The sequence below is a fragment of the Martelella sp. NC20 genome (genome assembly GCF_013459645.1).
Classification (GTDB): Bacteria; Pseudomonadota; Alphaproteobacteria; order Rhizobiales; family Rhizobiaceae; genus Martelella.
Genome location: NZ_CP054861.1, coordinates 4,886,351 through 4,905,316 on the forward strand (window position 1 = coordinate 4,886,351; position 18,966 = coordinate 4,905,316).

General features: G+C 63.2%; 17 protein-coding genes. 7 read left to right on the forward strand and 10 right to left on the reverse strand.

Annotation, left to right across the window (positions count from 1 at the left end; genetic code table 11):
- Positions 1–74: 74 nt before the first annotated feature.
- Positions 75–524, forward strand: a complete 450-nt coding sequence (gene hisI / locus HQ843_RS23405; protein ID WP_180900946.1) for a phosphoribosyl-AMP cyclohydrolase — start codon at positions 75–77, stop codon at positions 522–524.
- A gap of 256 nt (positions 525–780) precedes the next feature.
- On the opposite strand, the gene HQ843_RS23410 is transcribed toward hisI, so the two are convergent.
- Both HQ843_RS23410 and HQ843_RS23415 read right to left on the reverse strand, forming a co-directional pair.
- Positions 781–1,215, reverse strand: a complete 435-nt coding sequence (locus HQ843_RS23410; RefSeq protein ID WP_180900945.1) for a CBS domain-containing protein — start codon at positions 1,213–1,215, stop codon at positions 781–783.
- A gap of 106 nt (positions 1,216–1,321) precedes the next feature.
- On the reverse strand, positions 1,322–2,053 hold the full coding sequence (locus tag HQ843_RS23415; protein WP_180900944.1) for a rhomboid family intramembrane serine protease: 732 nt from the start codon (positions 2,051–2,053) through the stop codon (positions 1,322–1,324).
- 251 nt (positions 2,054–2,304) lie between these two features.
- Between HQ843_RS23415 and HQ843_RS23420 the strand changes: the two genes are divergently transcribed.
- Both HQ843_RS23420 and HQ843_RS23425 read left to right on the forward strand, forming a co-directional pair.
- Positions 2,305–3,759 (forward strand): D-alanyl-D-alanine carboxypeptidase, encoded by a 1,455-nt coding sequence (locus HQ843_RS23420; RefSeq protein WP_180900943.1) that lies wholly within the window; start codon positions 2,305–2,307, stop codon positions 3,757–3,759.
- Between the two features lie 247 nt (positions 3,760–4,006).
- Positions 4,007–4,249 carry a hypothetical protein gene (locus tag HQ843_RS23425; protein WP_210280275.1) on the forward strand — a complete coding sequence of 81 codons (243 nt, stop codon included), beginning with the start codon at positions 4,007–4,009 and terminating at the stop codon, positions 4,247–4,249.
- An 87-nt stretch (positions 4,250–4,336) separates the two neighbouring features.
- Here the strand turns inward: HQ843_RS23425 and HQ843_RS23430 are convergent, their stop codons facing one another.
- From HQ843_RS23430 to HQ843_RS23445, 4 genes are all read right to left on the reverse strand, one after another.
- Positions 4,337–4,987 carry an OmpA family protein gene (locus HQ843_RS23430; protein WP_180903330.1) on the reverse strand — a complete coding sequence of 217 codons (651 nt, stop codon included), beginning with the start codon at positions 4,985–4,987 and terminating at the stop codon, positions 4,337–4,339.
- A 133-nt stretch (positions 4,988–5,120) separates the two neighbouring features.
- Entirely contained in the window at positions 5,121–5,711 is a 591-nt protein-coding gene (locus tag HQ843_RS23435) for an OmpA family protein (RefSeq protein ID WP_180900941.1), read from the reverse strand.
- Between the two features lie 221 nt (positions 5,712–5,932).
- Positions 5,933–9,088 carry an efflux RND transporter permease subunit gene (locus tag HQ843_RS23440; protein WP_246710204.1) on the reverse strand — a complete coding sequence of 1,052 codons (3,156 nt, stop codon included), beginning with the start codon at positions 9,086–9,088 and terminating at the stop codon, positions 5,933–5,935.
- Complete coding sequence (locus HQ843_RS23445; protein WP_180900940.1) at positions 9,085–10,203, reverse strand: efflux RND transporter periplasmic adaptor subunit; 1,119 nt, start codon at positions 10,201–10,203, stop codon at positions 9,085–9,087. Before HQ843_RS23445 ends, HQ843_RS23440 begins: the two co-directional genes overlap by 4 nt.
- Before the next feature lie 220 nt (positions 10,204–10,423).
- Here HQ843_RS23445 and HQ843_RS23450 point away from each other — a divergent pair, with 220 nt between their 5' ends.
- Positions 10,424–12,850, forward strand: a complete 2,427-nt coding sequence (locus HQ843_RS23450) for an ATP-dependent helicase (RefSeq protein WP_180900939.1) — start codon at positions 10,424–10,426, stop codon at positions 12,848–12,850.
- Positions 12,851–13,087: 237 nt separating this feature from the next.
- Here HQ843_RS23450 and HQ843_RS23455 read toward each other — a convergent pair whose 3' ends face one another.
- Genes HQ843_RS23455 through HQ843_RS23465 form a run of 3 tightly spaced genes read right to left on the reverse strand, consistent with a single transcriptional unit; the run spans position 13,088 to position 14,785 of the window.
- Complete coding sequence (locus HQ843_RS23455) at positions 13,088–13,429, reverse strand: tRNA-binding protein (RefSeq protein ID WP_180900938.1); 342 nt, start codon at positions 13,427–13,429, stop codon at positions 13,088–13,090.
- A 32-nt stretch (positions 13,430–13,461) separates the two neighbouring features.
- Entirely contained in the window at positions 13,462–14,283 is an 822-nt protein-coding gene (proC, locus tag HQ843_RS23460; RefSeq protein ID WP_180900937.1) for a pyrroline-5-carboxylate reductase, read from the reverse strand.
- A 1-nt stretch (position 14,284) separates the two neighbouring features.
- A complete protein-coding gene (locus HQ843_RS23465; protein ID WP_180902058.1) occupies positions 14,285–14,785 on the reverse strand; it encodes a type III secretion system chaperone family protein in 501 nt (166 codons plus the stop codon).
- 773 nt (positions 14,786–15,558) lie between these two features.
- On the opposite strand from HQ843_RS23465, the gene HQ843_RS23470 reads away from it, so the two are divergent.
- Positions 15,559–16,509, forward strand: coding sequence for an IS110 family RNA-guided transposase (locus tag HQ843_RS23470; protein ID WP_180897501.1), 951 nt, complete (start codon positions 15,559–15,561; stop codon positions 16,507–16,509).
- A gap of 45 nt (positions 16,510–16,554) precedes the next feature.
- On the opposite strand, the gene HQ843_RS23475 is transcribed toward HQ843_RS23470, so the two are convergent.
- On the reverse strand, positions 16,555–16,818 hold the full coding sequence (locus HQ843_RS23475; protein ID WP_180900936.1) for an accessory factor UbiK family protein: 264 nt from the start codon (positions 16,816–16,818) through the stop codon (positions 16,555–16,557).
- 191 nt (positions 16,819–17,009) lie between these two features.
- Between HQ843_RS23475 and lgt the strand changes: the two genes are divergently transcribed.
- Both lgt and HQ843_RS23485 read left to right on the forward strand, forming a co-directional pair.
- Positions 17,010–17,861 carry a prolipoprotein diacylglyceryl transferase gene (lgt, locus tag HQ843_RS23480; protein WP_180900935.1) on the forward strand — a complete coding sequence of 284 codons (852 nt, stop codon included), beginning with the start codon at positions 17,010–17,012 and terminating at the stop codon, positions 17,859–17,861.
- Positions 17,858–18,958, forward strand: a complete 1,101-nt coding sequence (locus HQ843_RS23485; protein ID WP_180900934.1) for a class I SAM-dependent methyltransferase — start codon at positions 17,858–17,860, stop codon at positions 18,956–18,958. Before lgt ends, HQ843_RS23485 begins: the two co-directional genes overlap by 4 nt.
- Positions 18,959–18,966 lie beyond the last annotated feature (8 nt).

An 18,966-nucleotide genomic window follows, 5' to 3' on the forward strand; every position in this document is an offset into this window, starting at 1 on the left:
GCGACAAGCCCGCAGCACACAATTGCCAACACCCCGCTTCGGGTCTATTTAACCCGCGAGAAACGGGAAAAGCCATGCTGAATTTCGAAAAGCCGCCGCAGGACAAGGCCCTGCTCGATGAATCACGCGCCTTCACCCCGCGTTTCGACGAAAACGGTCTCGTGACCGCCGTGGTCACGGACGCGCGCGACAATGCGGTGCTGATGCTCGCCCACATGAATGCCGAGGCGCTGGCGCTGACGCTTGAGACCGGCTTTGCCCATTACTACAGCCGCTCGCGCAAGGCGATCTGGAAGAAGGGCGAAACCTCGGGCAATCTTCAGCGCGTCGAGGCGGTGCTGGCCGATTGCGACCAGGATGCCGTGCTGCTCAAGGTGACGATGTCCGGCCACGCAGCCGCCTGTCACACCGGCCGCCGCTCCTGCTTCTACCGCACCGCCTCGATCGTCGACGGCAACGCCGCGCTGACCGTCATCGACGACGACAAGGCCTTCGATCCGGCAGAGGTCTACGGCGGGAAATAGGGGTCGGGAGGGAGACTTTGACCTTCCCTTTTCGCGAATTTCAGTCCGTGCATACGTCCGGTTTAGCTGCAATCTCGCAGCCTACAATCTCCCCCCTTGAGGGGGAGATGTCGCGAAAGCGACAGAGAGGGGTTAAGGGCGTAAGCCCTAAAAGCCGCAACCGCCGAACCTGTCGAGAGGGTTCACCCCTCTCTGCCCCTGTCGGGGCATCTCCCCCTCAAGGGGAGAGATTATTTGCTGAAACGCTCCGCCCCGCTCAGCCGGCGATATAGGACTTGATGTGCTCGGCTTCCTGCTCGACCTCGCGGATGCGGGATTTGACGACGTCGCCGATCGAGATGATGCCGGCGAGACGGCCGTCGACTTCGACGGGCACGTGGCGGAAATGGCGCTTGGTCATCACCTGCATCAATTCGTTGACGCTGACGCCCTCGTCGCAGCGATAGACGTTTTCGGTCATCGCCTCCGAGACCGGATGGGACAGACACCCTGCGCCGTGCTTGCCGATCGCGCCGACCAGGTCGCGTTCGGTGAAGATGCCGGCAATGCTGTCATTCTTGCCGACGATCACCACGGCCCCGATACGGTTTTGATGCAGGATCATCGCGATTTCCGAAATCGACGCATCTGCCTTCGCGGTTACGACCGCGCGGCCCTTCTCGGCAAGTATCATTCTCACGGTAATGGACATCGAAACCTCCTCGTTCACGGTGCCGGCGCGGGTCCGCCTCCGGTCGGTCACGCAAAATCGAATGGTGCATGAGGTTTCAGCCGATTGCAAGAAAACCGTGATCGGCTCAGAAAAACAGGGTTCGGGGCACCTTGACGTCGAACAGCGGGAAAGCCAGGAAACCGAAGAGAAAACCGCCGATATGGGCCTGCCAGGCGATTTCGCCGGCGCTGACCCCGATAAAGCTGACGCCGACGGCGATCAGCAGATTACCAACCAGCCATACGAGCACGAAGGCGCGGGCGGTGCGATCACGAAACACATCGGCAATGGCAAGCCGCGGCCCGAGATGGGCCTGGGGCAGAAACCGGCCGCCGGCGAACACGAAGCGGCAGGCCGCCCCCATATAGGCCGACACCACGCCGGAAGCGCCGATCAGCACCGTGACCGCGCCCCAGTCGGTGGCCGCGAAGAAAAATGCCGAGGCAGCGGCGCTCGTGACCCAGAGGACCACAAACCGCACGGCCCCGATGCGCCGGGCCACAGGCGCGCCGAAGATCGCAAGCCAGATGCTGTTGAACACGATGTGGGTCCAGCCGCCATGGAGCAGCGAATAGGTGAACGGCGACCAGAGCCATGCCCAGCCCTGGCCCGCAAGGCCATGGGCATAACGCACCGGCAGGAACCCGAATTCCTGCCAGATCATCACATTGGTGCGATAGCCGAGCAGGAATTCCTGCACCAGGAAGACCGCGAACAGCACGGCCAGCGCGCCAACGACCACCGGCGGCAGATTGATGGCCGGTTCCCGACGCCGGTCGTTTTCCGGCCGTTCGCCACCCGTACGCGGTGTTTCCATGATCGCACTCCTGTTTGCGGTGTGATATCCGATCGACCGGGACTTGGAAAGCGGCGCCGGGCCGGCGCCCGCGCTTTACATATGCGCGAATTCTGAAATAAACCTGCCGGTACGGCGCGGGCTTAATGGGATATTAACCCCGATTTGAGCACACTCCACAACAGCCTAGCAATGTGCTTTCCGGACCGGTATCATCCGTTCACGGAACCGCCAGCAAACATTAACCGCCAGATTTCGCAAGAGTTTTTCGAATGCAGAGACAGGCAACAAGCCGATTCCCCAAGAGCCGGTTTTCAGCGGCCGCGATCCTCCTCGCGGCCTTCACGATTCTGCTGACCGGGCTTGCCCCCGCACGCGCCGATACCAACGATGCCGCGATCGTCATCGACGTCAATACCGGCAAGGTGCTTTACGGCGACAACCCCGATGCGCCGCGCTACCCGGCCTCGCTGACGAAGATGATGACGCTCTACCTCACCTTCGAGGCACTGGACGACGGCCGCATCACGCTCAACACCAAGGTGCCGTTCTCCAAGAACGCAGCCGCCGAACCGCCGACCAAGCTCGGCATTCCCGCGGGCGGGTCGGTTACCGTCGAGACGGCGATCTATGCGCTGGTCACCCGGTCGGCAAACGACGTGGCAACAGCGCTCGGCGAATTTCTCGGCGGATCGGAAACCAATTTCACCACGATGATGACCAACAAGGCGCATTCGCTGGGCATGACCAGGACGACCTACCGCAATGCCCACGGCCTGCCGAACAGCGCGCAGAAGACCACGGCGCGCGACCAGGCCCGCCTCGGCATCGCCTTGCGCCAGCATTTTCCGCAATATTACAAATATTTCGGCACCCGCAGCTTCAAATACGGCAAGACCACGATCGGCAACCACAATCGTCTTCTCGGCCAGATCAAGGGTGTCGACGGCATCAAGACCGGTTACACCAACGCCTCGGGCTTCAACATCGCGACCTCGGTCGTTTCCGGCAACCGCTCGATCGTCGCCGTGGTCATGGGCGGCTCCACGGGCGCCAGCCGCGACCAGTGGGCAACCCGGTTGATCACCACCTACCTGCCCAAGGCCTCCAACGGCCGCAAGCAGTTCGTGATCGCCCGCTCGAAGAGCAGCGGCGGCCCGATTGTCGCAGCCGCCATGGTGTTCCCGAAGACCGGCCCGATCCCCTATCCGCGTCCGGCAGGCCAGGCAGGCGGCGTCGCGCTCGCCTACGCCAACGACAATGTGGCGCCCGCAGCCCTTTCCGGCCCGCAGGCCGAACTGATCGCCAATGTACCGGTTCCGAGCGCACGCATAGAGCCCGCCAATGACGACGGCCTGAGCGTCGAGGATATTCTCGAAACCGCCGACGGCGTCGCCGATGCGGTGGGAAACGCGATCGTCCCCGCCGCTGAGGCCTCCGAGCCCGACACCTCGATCAAGACCAGTTCGATCCGCTCTTCGCGCGGCTGGGTGGTTCAGGTCGGCACCGCCGCCACCCCCGAGGCAGCCAAGGCGCTGCTCGCCGACACCAAGGGCAAGGCCGGCGGCGCGCTTGACAGCTCCGAGCCCTTCGCGCTCGCCTACAATACCGGCGGCCAGTCGGTCTATCGCGCCCGCTTCGGCGGCTTCTCCGATCAGGAAGAGGCCGTGCGCGCCTGCCGCGCATTGAAGCAGAATGGCGTAAGCTGCTGGGCAAGCCTGCAGTAGAAGCGATGAGTTGACGGCTCATAGCCACCGTTCACGACAATAAAACGCCGGCCCCGATAACGGGCCGGCGTTTGTCGTAAAGGCTTTTGAAAGGTTTCCGCCTTATTCTCAAGAGTAAGGTTTTGGAAAGCAAGAACAGCGAAAGTTCGAAGAGCCGCACCTCGCCTCAACGCGTTCCAAACCCGCCAGTAAATCCTTGAGTGTCTTGCGTATGAGGATAGACGTGACCAGGAAACAGCGTTTCGGAATGATGTCAGGCCAATCATCTCTCTCCATCGATCGCCGCAGCGGCCTCAGCCCGCTGCAGGAAGCCGCCCAGAAGCTTGCCGACTACGCCCGCTTCCAGGGGCGCTACAAGGCCCGCGACCTCGTCGGCCTGCTGTCCAGCCAGAGCGAGCGCGCGACACGCGCGATCGAGCCCGCGGTGAAAATCCATATCTATATCGCGGGCGCTGCCGGCCGTGCGCCGGTCAATCTCAAGCTCAGATAACGCGCAACAAAAAGGCCACGCGGAGCGCGGCCTTTCTTCTACGACGCACGTAAACGGTAAAGGCGGCCCGACAGCCGCCTTTCGCCGTTACATCTTGACGGCGGAGATCTGAACCTCGACGCGGCGGTTCTGGGCGCGGCCTTCCGGCGTTGCGTTCGAGGCGATCGGGTTGGACGGACCGAAGCCGACTGCGGAAATCCGGTTGCCGCCAACGCCGCTCTGGATCAGGTAGTTGGCGACGCTGTTGGCGCGTTCCTGAGAGAGCCGCTGGTTGTATTCGAGCGAGCCGGTCGAATCGGTATAGCCGTTGACGTTGACTGCGGTCTTGTCATACTTGCGCAGCACCGTGGTAACGGCGTTCAGCGTCGAATAGAAATTCGGCAGGATCGTGTACTGATCGGTCGGGAAGGTGACGTTGCCCGGCATGACCAGAGTCAGCATGTCGCCATTGCGGACCACGGTAACGCCGGTGCCAGCGAGCGCCTGACGGAATTCCCTTTCCTGGCTGTCCATATAGGCGCCGATGCCGCCGCCGGCGATCGCGCCGATCGCGCCGCCGATCGCGGCCCCCTTGGCGTCGCCGCCCACGGCAAGACCCGCCAGCGCGCCGAGCGCGCCGCCGGCCAGAGCGCCGGTACCGGTGTTGTTGTTGACGGTCTGGCCCGAATACGGGTCGGTGGTCGTGCAGCCGGCGAGAAAGGCAAGGCCCGCCGCCGCGATGGTGATTTTTTTCAGCATGATGTCCCTCAGCGTTGAAAGCTTCGCCAACCTTGAAGCCGTTTCTTTGCGGCAATCATATGGCATTCGTGTGCGGCCCGCCGGGCTCAAACCCGAATTAGGCCGCACACATCATAAAGGTAGCGCGCGCGCCTCAATTGGCCATAGGCGCTGCGGCAACAGGCGCCGCGGCAGCCGGCGGCGCGATCCGGATTTCGACCCGGCGGTTCTGGGCGCGGCCATCGGCGGTATCGTTGCTTGCGACCGGATCGGCCTTGCCGTAGCCCACCGGCAGAATGCGCTGGGCGCTGATGCCGCGCTGGATAAACGCGCCGGCGACCGCATTGGCCCGCTGCTGCGACAGTTTCAGGTTATAGGCATCCGAGCCGGTGGAATCGGTATAGCCGTTCACGTCGATATCGGTGGCGCTGTATTTGCGCAGCAGCGCGGCGGCGGTATCGAGTGCCGGAACGAATTCGGGAACGATATCGTATTTGTCGGTCTCGAAGGTGATCGAGGACGGGAAGATCAGCGCGATGTATTTCGGCGTGCGAATGATCGTGACCCCGGTGTCCTTGAGCTGATCGCGGAAGGCCTGCTCCTGGCTGTCCATGTAAGCGCCCGGATCGGAAACGGAGATAGTCGTTACCGATACTTCCTGCGGCGCGACATCCTCGCTGCTGGTCGATGCGCATCCGGCAAGCAGCAGCGTGCCCGAAAGAGCGATTGCGATGGTCCTGATCATGGTGTTCCCCTCTGTTCAAAAATGCCGGCCGAGCCGACCGATCTCTATAACAATAGCATGGCGCATGATTCCGCAAGTTGTGCCTGACGATTTCGGGCCATGATCAGGCGGGACGGCATGCCATGAGGGGCCTATGCTAGAGCGTCGGGCGAAAAAGTGGGCGCCGGTTTTTCGTTAACCCGACGCGTCAAAATAAAGAATTTAGAGCATCGGGCGATGCTCTAGTGATGACCCAGCAATGTCGCGTCGTGCATCTCGGCATTCAGGCGGCGTTCCTCGTCGACTTTCGGCTTGGAGAAACGGGCGAGGATCAGATAGGCGACCGGGGTGACGTAGAGCGTCACGATGGTGGCGAAACCGAGTCCGCCGACGATCACCCAGCCGAGCGCGATACGCGCCTCCGCCCCGGCGCCCGAGGCCAGCACCAGCGGAATGCCGCCGAGCACGGTAGAGATCATCGTCATCATCACCGGCCTGAGGCGCAGCAGGGTCGCATGTTCGATCGCGTCGCGCACCCCCTCGCCCCGGTCGCGAAGCTGATTGGCGAACTCGACGATCAGAATGCCGTTCTTGGCCATCACCCCGATCAGCAGCACAAGACCGATCTGGGAATAGATGTTGAGGCTGGTGCCGGTCAGAAGCATCGCGATCACCGCGCAGCCGATGCCGAACGGCACGGTCGCCAGTATGATCAGCGCGCTCCACATGCTCTCGAACTGTGCGGCCAGCACCAGAAACACGATGATGATCGCAAAGCCGAACACCATGGTCATGCCGGACGCGTTCTCGTCAAGCGCGGCGGCTTCCGCCTGCGCCTCGACATGCGCGCCGGCTGGCAGAAGCGGCTCCGCGATCTCGACCAGCCGCTGATAGGCCTGCCCGAGCGCCACGCCCTCGCCGAGGCTGGACGACAGCGAGACCGAGGGCAACTGGTTTTCGCGCTCAAGCGTCGGCGCGATCGATTTCTCCTCCAGCGAGGCGATGGTGGACAGCGGTACGATACGACCGTCCCCGGCCTGAAGGAATATATTCCTGAGATCGGAGGGATCATCGACCTTGCGGGTGTCGGAGCGAAGCTGCACGTCATATGCCTCGCCATCGATAAACACCTCGCCGACCGATCGTCCGTCGAGCAGCGCCCGCAGCGCTTCGGAAAGTCCGGCGATATCGATGCCGAGATCATCGGCCCTGCGACGGTCGAGCGTCAGAGCGAGCTGCGCCTGGGAGGCGTCATTGCTCAGGCGCGGGGCATCGAACATCGGATCCGCCTCCATCGCCGCCACGATCTGTGACGCCGCGAGCGAGAGTTTTTCGTGGGTCGCGCCGACCAGCGCCACGCTGAGCCCATTACCGCCGCCCCTGATATTCAGGGAATTGGGCTGAAACGCGAAGGCGCGCACCGCCGGGATCTGGCCGGCGGCCATATTGACATCGCCGGCGATCGCATTCTGGACGCGTTCACGCTCTCCCCACGGCGCGAGCGTCATCACCATGAAGCCGCTATTGGTATTGCTGCCGAATCCCGAGATCGAGAACACGCTTTCGATCTCGCCGCTGTCGATCAGCGGCTGCAGGCGTTCCTCGACCTGCTGGATGCGGTCGCGGGTATAATCGAGGCTGACGCCTTCGGGCGCGGAAACCCGCATCATCAGCATCGAGCGATCCTCGCTCGGCAGAAGCTCGTTGGTGATGTTGGAATAGGCAAGATAGGCGCCGAACATCAGGAGCGCGCCGAACGAGAGCACCACCAGCGGCGCGGAAAGCGCCCAACCCAGCGAACGCGCGTAAAAGCGGTTGAAGCCGTTGCCGAGACGGGTCGCAAGTCCCGGCCGGGTTTCCTTATGCTGGACCAGAATACGGGACGCCAGCATCGGGCACAGCGTCAGCGCCACGAACGAGGACAGCATCACCGCAAAGGCGAGCACGAAGCCGAATTCGCGAAACAGCCCGCCCGCCTGTCCGGGCAGGAAGGACAGCGGCACGAACACGGCGGCAAGGGTCGCCGTGGTGGTGATCACCGCGAAGAACACCTGGCGCGTGCCGAGAACGGCAGCCGCGCGCGGCCCCATGCCGAGCGCGCGCAGGCGCACGATGTTTTCAAGCACCACGATCGCGTCATCGACCACCATGCCGGTGGCCAGCACGATCGCCAGCAGGGTCAGGATATTGATCGAGAAACCGGCGAGATAGATCGCGGCCAGCGTGCCGATCAGCGCGACGGGCAGCGTGATCGCCGGGATGACGGTCGCCCGCCAGTCGCGCAGGAACAGGAAGATGATCGCCACCACGATCAGCGCCGCAAGCGAGAGCGAGCGGATCACCTCCTCGATCGAACCGGAAATGAACACCGCGTCGTCGCTCGAAATCCGGATCGTGGTGCCTTCCGGCAGGTTCGGCTCGATATCGGCGATGACCTTGTGCACGCCCTCGGATATTTCGAGCGTATTGGATTTGGCCTGGCGCACGATGCCGAGACCGATGCCCGGCTGGCCGTTGTAGCGAAGGGCCGTCGCCGCCGTGTCCGGGCCGAAGACCACGGTTGCCACATCGCCGATACGGACATTGTCGGCGACCTTCAGATCGGCGAATTCCTCCGGCGTGGTGAGGTCGGCCGTCGCGCGCACGCCGAGCGCCTGGGTGGTGCTGGTGAGCGACCCCGCCGGCACATCCCACGACATGTCGGAAAGCGCGTTGGCAAGATCGGCAACGGTCAGGCCCCGGCTGGCGAGGGCGGCCTGATTGATATCGATGCGGAAGACTTTATCCCGGTCGCCATAGACCGCGATATCGGCCACGCCCGATACGGCGGCAAGCCTGTCCTCGATATTGTCTTCCACATATTTGGTCAGATCGTCGATATCGAGCGTGGTCGAGGTAACCGCCAGCCGCAATATCGGCTGCGCATCCGAATCGGCCTTGACGATGCGCGGTTCGTCGGCGTCATCGGGCAATTGCCCCTCGACCCGGCCCACGGCATCGCGGACGTCCATCGAGGCGACGTTGATGTCGGTATCCTTGCTGAATTCCAGCGTCACCCGGCTGGAGCCGGTCTGCGAGTTGGAGGACATCGACTGAAGCCCGGAAACCCGTGCCACCGCCCCCTCGATCACGCCGGTGACCTCGCGGTCGACCGTTTCGGGCGAAGCGCCGGAAAAGGTGGTGCGCACGGTGATCACCGGCTGGTCGACATCCGGCAGTTCACGCACCTCGACGCCGAAATAGGCCGCAAGGCCGGCAACCACGATCAGCGCATTGAACACCAGCGCCATGATCGGCCGGCGCACGAAGATCGCGGTGAAGCCGTGTTCAGTCGCATGTTCGACAGCAGTTTCGTCGATCTCGTCGCGCAGCTCGTCGGGCGGGGTCTCCTCGCTCATGACGATGCCTCCGCGCCTGTCGATGCCTCGCGCACCGGGCCGCCCTCGCGCAGGCGCTGGATGCCTTCGATGATGACGGCATCGCCCGCCTTGAGCACGGCATCCACCAGCACCATATCGGGATCGCGCTGGATCACCCGGACCCGGACCTTCTGCGACGCGCCGTCGACGATCCGCCAGACATAGGAGCCTTCCGAATCCCACTGGATCGCAAGCGGATCGACGGCTGGATACTCATCGCCCGGAAAGCGCATGGTCACGTCGAAGGACATGCCCGCTCTCAGCGCATCATTGTCATTGTCGATGCGCGCGCGAACGGTGAAGGTCCGGCTTGCGGCGTCGATCCGGTTGTCGACCGCCTCGACCACGCCGTCGAACCGTTTCTGCGGGGCGGAGACCAGGCTTGCCTCCACCGGCGCGCCCGGTGTCACGGCGGTGGCGAAGCGTTCCGGCACGGAGAAATCGACGAGAATCGCCGAACGATCGTCAATGGTGACGATTTCCGAGGAGGTGGTGACATAGTCTCCGACAGTAACGCCGACAATGCCGGCAACGCCCGAAATCGGGGCGACGATCTGCCGGCGGGCGAGATCGAGCTCGGCCGACTCCAGATCGAGTTGAGCGGATTTTTCGGCGATCTCGGCGTTATAGACCTCAAGATTGGAAATCGAGGAACTGATCCTGCGGTTGATATCGGCCTGCCTTGTGGCGCTTTCGAGAGCGACTTCTGCCAGATTGCGGGCCAGAACCTGCTCGCGGTCATCGAGCTGGACGATGATCTCGCCCGTCTCCACCGTGTCGCCGGACGATATGCTGATGTCCGTGATCGTGCCGGCCTGCTCCGGCAGAAGCGTCACAGACTGGATTGCCGCCCCGCTGCCGATCGCCGTCAGTTGATCGTTGACCGTGCCCATCCTGACCGGCGCGGTGACCACCTGGACGGCGCCGCCGAAACCGCCGCCCCGGCCGCCGGCTGCGGGTTTTGCCGCGCTCTTGCTCTCCACAACGCCCATCGAGGCCATAAGCTCGCGCCCGCCGGGAGCGAACCAGAGCCAGGCCGCGGCCCCGACGGCCAGAACACCGAGACTGACGGCAAGCTGTTGATAAAGACGCATTCATGACCTCGGACTGGAAGCTGGGGGCGGGGTACCTGTCAGCGCAGTATCGTTATCGTTCCCGCCTCTGCAAGTCGCCAGATTAAACCTCACCAAATTGTAATGTTCCCCTCGCCGACCGACAGATAACCGGCGGCCGGCGGAGCTTTCAATGTGCTTTTTTTGTTCTCATTGACCGCGCCGCCTTCACCTTTGCCATGCGAGCCACTAGATTGGCCCCATGAATCAAGGTGACGACGACATTCCGTTTTTCGATGAAGACGATGCACAGCCGGCCGCGCGCACCGGACTGGCCGCCCGGGCCATGGCCGCGCGCCGCGCGCCGGCGGCGCCCGACTATCTGACCGGCCTCAACCCCGAGCAGCGCGACGCCGTGGAAACGACCGAAGGACCACTGCTGGTGCTCGCCGGCGCAGGCACCGGCAAGACCCGCGTGCTGACCACCCGCATCGCCCATATCCTGGCCTCGGCAAAGGCCTATCCCAGCCAGATCCTCGCCGTCACCTTCACCAACAAGGCCGCGCGCGAGATGAAGGAGCGGGTCGGCGCTCTGGTGGGCGGCGCGGTCGAGGGCATGCCCTGGCTCGGCACATTCCACTCGATCGGCGTCAAGCTTCTGCGTCGTCACGCCGAGCTTGCCGGCCTCAGGTCGGACTTCACCATTCTCGATACCGACGACGTCATCAGGCTGATCAAGCAATTGATCCAGGCCGAGGGGCTCGATGACAAGCGCTGGCCGGCGCGCCAGTTCGCCGGCATGATCGACAACTGGAAGAACAAGGGCCTGACCCCGAAGGCGATACCGGAAGGCGATGCCCGCGCCTTTGCCAACGGTCGCGGCCGGGAACTCTATCAGGCCTATCAGGACCGGCTGAGGACGCTCAATGCCTGCGATTTCGGCGATCTTCTGCTGCACCCGATCGAGCTGTTCCGTCAGCACCCGGACATCCTGAAGGAATATCACAGGCGCTTCCGCTATATCCTGGTGGACGAGTATCAGGACACCAACACCGCGCAATATATGTGGCTGCGGCTGCTGGCCCAGCGTCCCAGCGGCGACGAAGGCCCGATCAACATCTGCTGCGTCGGCGATGACGACCAGTCGATCTATGGCTGGCGCGGTGCGGAAGTCGACAACATCCTGCGCTTCGAGAAGGATTTCCGGGGCGCGAAGGTGATCCGGCTGGAGCGCAATTACCGTTCCACCGCGCATATTCTGGGGGCCGCCGGCAATCTGATCGCCCATAATGAAGGCCGCCTCGGCAAGACGCTATTCACCGAGCGCACCGATCCCGACGACGACAAGGTCCAGGTCCATGCCGCCTGGGATTCCGAGGAGGAAGCCCGCGCCGTCGGCGAGGAGATCGAACAATACCAGAAGAAGGGCGAGGCGCTGAACGACATGGCGATCCTGGTGCGCGCCTCGTTCCAGATGCGCGAGTTCGAGGACCGCTTCGTCACGCTCGGGCTCAACTACCGCGTCATCGGCGGCCCGCGCTTTTACGAGCGCCTCGAAATTCGCGACGCCATGGCGTTTTTCCGGCTGACCTGCCAGCCGGCTGACGATCTGGCGCTGGAACGGATCATCAACACGCCGAAGCGCGGCCTTGGCGATGCCAGCGTGCGCAAGGTCCATGATTACGCCCGCGCCCGCGACATTCCGATGCTGGCGGCCGCCCGCGAACTGATCGACACCGACGAGCTGAAGCCGAAGCCGCGCAAGGCGCTGTTCGATGTCGTCACCCAGTTCGACCGCTGGCAGGACCTGTTGGAGACGACGCCGCATACCGAGCTTGCCGAACAGATCCTCGATGAAAGCGGCTATACCGAGATGTGGCAGAACGACCGCTCGGCCGAAGCCCCGGGACGCCTTGAAAACCTGAAGGAGCTGATCCGCTCCATGGACGGTTTCGAGAGCATGCGCGGGTTCCTCGAACATGTCTCGCTGGTGATGGATGTCGACCAGAACGAAAAAATGGACGCCGTCTCGATCATGACGCTGCATTCCGCCAAGGGGCTGGAATTCAAGACCGTGTTCCTGCCGGGCTGGGAAGAGGGCCTGTTCCCGCACCAGCGCGCGCTCGACGAGAGCGGCCGGGCGGGGCTCGAGGAAGAGCGCCGGCTCGCCTATGTCGGTCTCACCCGCGCCAAGCGCCATTGCCATATCTGGTTCGTTTCCAACCGCCGGATTCACGGGTTGTGGCAATCGACCATGCCATCGCGTTTTCTCGATGAGCTGCCGGAAGACCATGTCGAGGTCGGCGAGACCGAGGTTTCCTATGGCGGCTACGGCCAGTCCCGCTTCGACCGGGCCGAGCCGTTTTCCAACACCTACTCCACCCCCGGCTGGAAGCGCGCGCAGGAACACCGCAGCGATGCCACCCGCGACAATTGGGGCACGCGTTCCGGCCACGCGGTCGAGCGGGTCGGCTATGGCGAGAGCGGGCCGCGCGGGCGCACCATCGAGGGCGAGCTGGTGGCGCGCAGCACCGGCGAGGAAAGCTCTGCCTTCAGCGTTGGCGACCGCGTCTTTCACATGAAATTCGGCAATGGCAACATCACCTCGATCGAAGGCAACAAGCTGACCATCGATTTCGACAAGGCCGGCCGCAAGCGCGTGCTCGACGGATTTGTGAAACCCGTCTGACCGTCAGAGGAACCGGTTATCGGACTGCTGACAAAATCCCCCAAACTCCTCCGTCATGCCGGACTCGACCCGGCATCCAGGGCCGCTTGTGGTGAATCTCAAGAAAAAGTCTTTGTGCGCAAGGGCTTGCGCTTGCTGGATTCCGGCTCAAGGCCGGAATGACGGCGGAGAGAGATGATCCCGCGATCGTTCGCGGGGTTGTCAACAAGCTGGATTATTCTCTTTTCCGGTGTGCGCTCAGTGCAGCCGGGCGCCGTTCGTGACGGATTTATCGATGGCTGCCAGAACGACCGCGCCGGCCTCGTCCGCAAAGCCGAGAGTGAGAACCTCGGAGCGCATCGGGCCGATCTGGCGCGGCGGGAAGTTGACCACCGCCATGACCTGGCGACCCACGAGCGCTTCCGGCGTATAATGCACGGTGATCTGGGCCGAGGATTTCTTGACGCCGATTTCAGGACCGAAATCGATCTTCAGCTTGAAGGCGGGCTTGCGCGCTTCGGGGAACACCTCGGCCTCGATGATGGTGCCGATGCGGATATCGACCTTCATGAAATCATCGAAATCAATCTCTTCACTCAAATTGAAACCCTCTTGAATACCGACCGGCGCCATCAGCCTGCAAGCTCCCGCGAGCGTTTGCAGGCGGCGTCCAGCGCGCGGTCGAAAATCGGCTGCAGCCCATCCTCGGCCATCAGATGCTCCAGAGCCGCCGCCGTGGTGCCGCCGGGCGAGGTGACGTTCTTGCGCAGCGCGCCCGCGTCATCTGCGGAGGAATCGAGCAGCGCCCCCGCGCCGGTCACCGTGCCGCGGGCAAGCCGCATGGCAAGGTCGGGATCGAGGCCGAGCTTGCGCCCGGCTTCGGCCATGCACTCGACAAGGTAGAAGGCATAGGCCGGACCGCTGCCGGAAACTGCGGTGACGGCGTCGATATCGGCTTCTCTCGCCACCCATTCGACCTTGCCCACCGCCGACAGCAGCGTATCGGCGACCGCGCGGCCCGCCGCCGTGACCTGATCATTGGCGAATGCGCCGATCATGCCGCGGCCGATCATCGCCGGCGTATTGGGGATGGTGCGGACCATGGGCAGCGCGCCCAGCCGCTCCTCGAAATAACCGAGCGTCTTGCCGGCGGCCACCGAGATCACCAGCGTATCCTCACCGATCATCGGCCGGACCGTATCGAGCACGGCATACATCACCTGCGGCTTGACCGCGAGCACGAGGATCTTGGCCCTGATCGCATCGGAGGCCGCGACCACGTGGCGGATGCCGCGGCTGTCGAGCAGGTTCTTGATGCTGTTGGAAGGGTTCGGGTCGATGACGGTGATCGCCTCGCGCCTCAACCCGCCGGCGACCCAGCCGGACAGCATCGCGCCGCCCATATTGCCGGCCCCGACAAGCGCCACGCCGTCAATTTCTGCCAGTTCCGTCATCTCAGGCCTCTCCGACCGTCTCGAACAGCACCGCCTTCATGGCGTCATCGGCCGACATGCCCGACCATACGACGAACTGGAAGGCCTGGAAATAGTTCTCGCATGCATCGAGCCCGCTGGAAAGCGTGCCCTCAACCTGCTGGTTGGTGGGTTCTGCCCCGCCGGCCAGAAGCAGCGACTGGCGGTAGACCACGACATTCTCATGCGCCCAGAAATCGAAATGCCCCATCAGCACCTGGGCATTGACGCGCGACAACAGCCTGACGACCTCATTGACCCGATGGTCGGGAACGCGCAGGTCGAAAGCACAGGCCAGATGCAGCGCCTCGTAATGGCTCATCCAGGAGAACGAGACATGGTAATCCGCCCAGCGGCCGCCGACCGTCATGGCGATCTCGTCCTCGCCGGAACGCTCGAACGTCCAGTCATTCGTGGCGGCCACGAATTCGATCATGTCGACCGGATTGTTCAGTCGTTCGATTTCCAGCAAACCCAGGCTCATAAACCACCTTTTCAGCGCGAGGCCCGTCGGTCGTCCGTCGAGGCGGATGACGTCGTCGACAGCGGGCTCTCCTGCTTCCATTTCGAATCATCTATTAAAATCAGTGTATAACGCGATTTCATCTACACCAGCCCCCTGCCCGGGCCTTTCGCGATCAGCGTCGTTTTGGGGCTCTGAAAATGATTCAGGGCCGCCACCTAACCGACTCTGCGACCTGCATTTTTTCACCATGTCCACAGGCCTGATTTTTTTTGGTGAAACCCGGTTTGGCGATCCTGTTCAAGGCGGTTTTCGCGCCGGAAAGCGAAAAAAGCGGGCCGCCTGCGCGGACCCGCTTTCAAAATTCGGATTTCCGGGTTGACCGGAGGCGCGCTATTCGCCCGCCTTCGGTTTGTTGACAAAGCCTGCCCTACTCACCGCCGTCATGCTCGGGCTTGTCCCGAGCATCCAAGCACGTTGCAACACGACAAGCGTCTCGGACGAAGAGCCATTCAAATGCCGTACATTACGAAACGCCAACGCCGCTCGTGCTGAACCGTGATAGATCCTCCGGTCAAGCCCGAGGATTGTTTGTTGAATGCAGGTTATGATGTTGGCGCAGCTGCGGGCTCTTTCACAGCCCGCAGCTGCTGTGGCAGGCGACCGTCCGAGGATTGGGCAACACCCGACGTCATCAAGGTCACTGCCGCACTCTGCCATCGCTTGGAGAGTTGATTGGGCCGCTGCCTGGCACGCCCGCAAACAATCCGAAGCCTAGAGAGGATAGCATCACCATGACCTTTTTGCATCATCCCCCGTGCCGTTGCCTTGGCGTCGATGTCGCCAAGGACACCATCGCCGTTTTTGACGGCCGCATCGCGACGGTCATTCCCAACCAGCGAAAACAGATCCGGCACTTCCTGCGAAAGTGCGATGTCGACCTGGTCATTTGCGAGCCCACCGGCGGCTACGAGATCATCTTGATGGAAGAATGCCGGGGCCTGAAACTTCCGCTCCATCGCGCCGACACACGCAAGCTCAAGGCTTTCATCCGGTCACGCGGCCGCTTGGGCAAGAGCGATGCGATCGATGCGCGGGAAATGGTCGCCTATGGGCTGGAGCGATGGGCAACCCTGCCTTTATGGCATGCGGAGGACCCCTGTGAGGCAAGGCTCAAGGCTCTCGTGCGCCGCCGCGCCGATCTGGTGGCCATGAGGGTGGCCGAGCAGAATCGCGCCAAGGCCCCAAGCGCGCGCGAACTGGGCGGGCGCGACCTGGCCGCCACCTTCAAGGCCCTGCTCACTGTCCTCAACCGGCAGATCGTGCTTGTCGACAAAGCCATCAGTGCGCTGATGCGCTCCGCATCCCTTGTGCAGAGGGCCAGGACCGCAACCGCCATGAAGGGTATCGGCGAAACGACGGCCGCAGCCCTCATTGCCGCCATACCGGAACTGGGGAAGATGGACCGAAAGCAAGCAGCGGCTCTGGCGGGCCTGGCGCCTCATCCAAACGAAAGCGGCAACAAGATCGGCTACCGCAGGATGCGCGGTGGACGGCCAGCCGTGCGAACGATCCTGTTCATGCCCGCCATGCAGGCCGCACAAGGAAGGGGCGAATTCGTCGAATTCTACAAACGCCTCATCCACAACGGTAAAAAGCCAATCGTCGCCCTCGCCGCGGTCATGCGAAAGATAGTCATCACATTGAATGCAAGGTTCAGAGACCAGCTAAGCCAACAGAGTTGATGACGTCCGTAAAAAGGGTAGTTTTGTCAACGGTCTGGAAGTGGTCTAGCCGCCCGCTTTTTCGTTGAGCTTGGCTTCCAGCGCATCGATACGGCTCAGCAAGGCGTCGTTTTCGTCGCGGGCCTTGATCGCCATGTCGCGCACGGCGTTGAACTCCTCGCGCTTGACGACATCCATGCTGTTCAGCCAGCGCTCGACCTGGGCCTTGACCCCGGTTTCGATATCCTTGCCGGCGCTCTGCACCGAGCCTGCCGCATCGGTCATCAGCTTTGCCAGATCGTCGAGAATGCGGGTGGTGCCGGAACTCATGTCGCTGTCTCCTTGCTCGGGCCGGGCGCCTGCCGGCTGTCTTCTTTCGTGAAGTAATGCCGGTTTGTCCGGGCCGCAAGGCCGCCGGTCGATTATCTGCGGCGATCGGCGCCCGCTGCCACAATCCGGCCGGCTTGACCGGGCCGCATTATGCCGCCATCTTCCCGCCCGATCATAAAGGAAACCGCGCCTTGCTGCCAGATCACATCAAGCTTGCTGCCATCCCCTTCCCCGCCATCGACCCGATCGCGCTCAGCCTCGGCCCGTTGCAGATCCACTGGTACGGGCTCGCCTATGTGGCCGGGATCCTGCTCGGCTGGCTTTATGCCCGCTGGCTTTTGAAGAGTGACCGGTTGTGGCCGGCAAACCGGCCGCCGATGGCGATCGCGCGGCTTGACGACTTCGTCACCTGGTCGGTGATCGGCATCGTCGTCGGCGGGCGGCTCGGCTACATGCTGTTCTACGCTCCCGGCGCCTTCCTCGCCAATCCGCTCACCGTGTTCAAGGTGTGGGATGGCGGCATGTCGTTTCACGGCGGGCTGATCGGCATGATCGTGGTCATGATCATCTTTTCGCGGCGACATGGCATCCATGTCTGGTCGCTGCTCGACCTGATAGCGACGGTCGCGCCGATCGGGCTGTTTTTCGGCCGCATCGCCAATTTCGTCAATGGCGAATTGTGGGGCCGGACTTCCGACGTGCCGTGGGCGATGGTGTTTCCGGGCGCGGGAGACCTGCCGCGCCATCCGAGCCAGCTTTACGAGGCCGGGCTGGAAGGGCTCGTCACCCTTGTTGTCCTTTTCATCATCACCCAGTTCTTCGGCGCGCTGAAGCGGCCAGGGCTCACCGGCAGCATCTTCATCTGCCTCTACGCGCTGTCGCGTATCTTCGTGGAATTCTTCCGCGAACCAGATCCGCAGCTCGGCTATCTCTATGGCGGGTTCGTGACCATGGGCATGGTGCTGTCGCTGCCGATGCTGGCGGTCGGGCTCTGGGGCATCTGGTATTCCGGCCGCATGGCAAGCCGGAACACGGCCCCGTGACGACGCCGCTCCTGCCGAAAATCCGGGCGATGATCGAGGCCGACGGACCGATGCCAGTCGCGACCTATTTCTCGCTCTGCCTCGCCGATCCCGAGCACGGCTATTACCGCACCCGCGATCCACTCGGCGCGGCGGGCGATTTCACCACCGCGCCGGAAATCTCCCAGCTTTTCGGCGAACTCGTCGGCATTTTCCTGATCACCACATGGCAGGCCCATGGCAGCCCGGCCAACACCAGGCTGATCGAGGGCGGACCCGGACGCGGCACGATGATGGCCGATATCCTGAAGACCATCGCGGCGCTGGCGCCTGCCATGTACAGCGGGCTCTCGGTGACGCTGATGGAAACCAGCCCGGCGCTGCGCGCCCGGCAGAAGGAAACGCTTTCCGCCCATGCCGGCCGGCTTTCATGGATCGAACACCTGGCCGAAGCGCCCGGCGGTTTCACCCTGTTCGTCGCCAACGAACTCTTCGACGCGCTGCCCACCCGGCAATTCGTCAAATCCGGCGCGCATTTTTTCGAACGGGTCGTGACGCTGGACGATAACGGCGCACTTGCCTTCTCGCTGTCGCCGGCCCGCCTCGAACCGGCAAGCCTTCCCGAGGGCTGGCAGGCCGCGAAGGAAGGCGCGATCTTCGAATATGCGCCGGCCCGCGAAGCGCTGATGGCGGAGATCGCGGCCCGGCTGATCCGCCATGGCGGCAGCGCGCTGATCATCGATTACGGCCATCTCGAAAGCGGCTTCGGGGATACGCTTCAGGCGCTCAGCAATCATCGTTTCGATCCTCCGCTTGCCCATCCCGGCGAGGCGGATCTCACCAGCCATGTCGACTTCGCGGCACTCGCCGCAGCCGCCCGCGCGGAAGGCGCGCATCTCCATCCGCCGATGACGCAGGGGGGCTTTCTGGCGGCACTCGGACTTGGGGCCCGCGCTTCCGCGCTCGGCCGCGGCAAGGACCGGGAAACCCAGGATGAAATCGTCGCCGCCGCCCGCCGGCTTGCAGGCGACGGGCCGGAAGACATGGGCGACCTGTTCAAGGCGCTGGCGATCTCGGCAGGCCCTGTCACGCTCACTCCCTTCGACCGTGCGGATTGACAAACCGC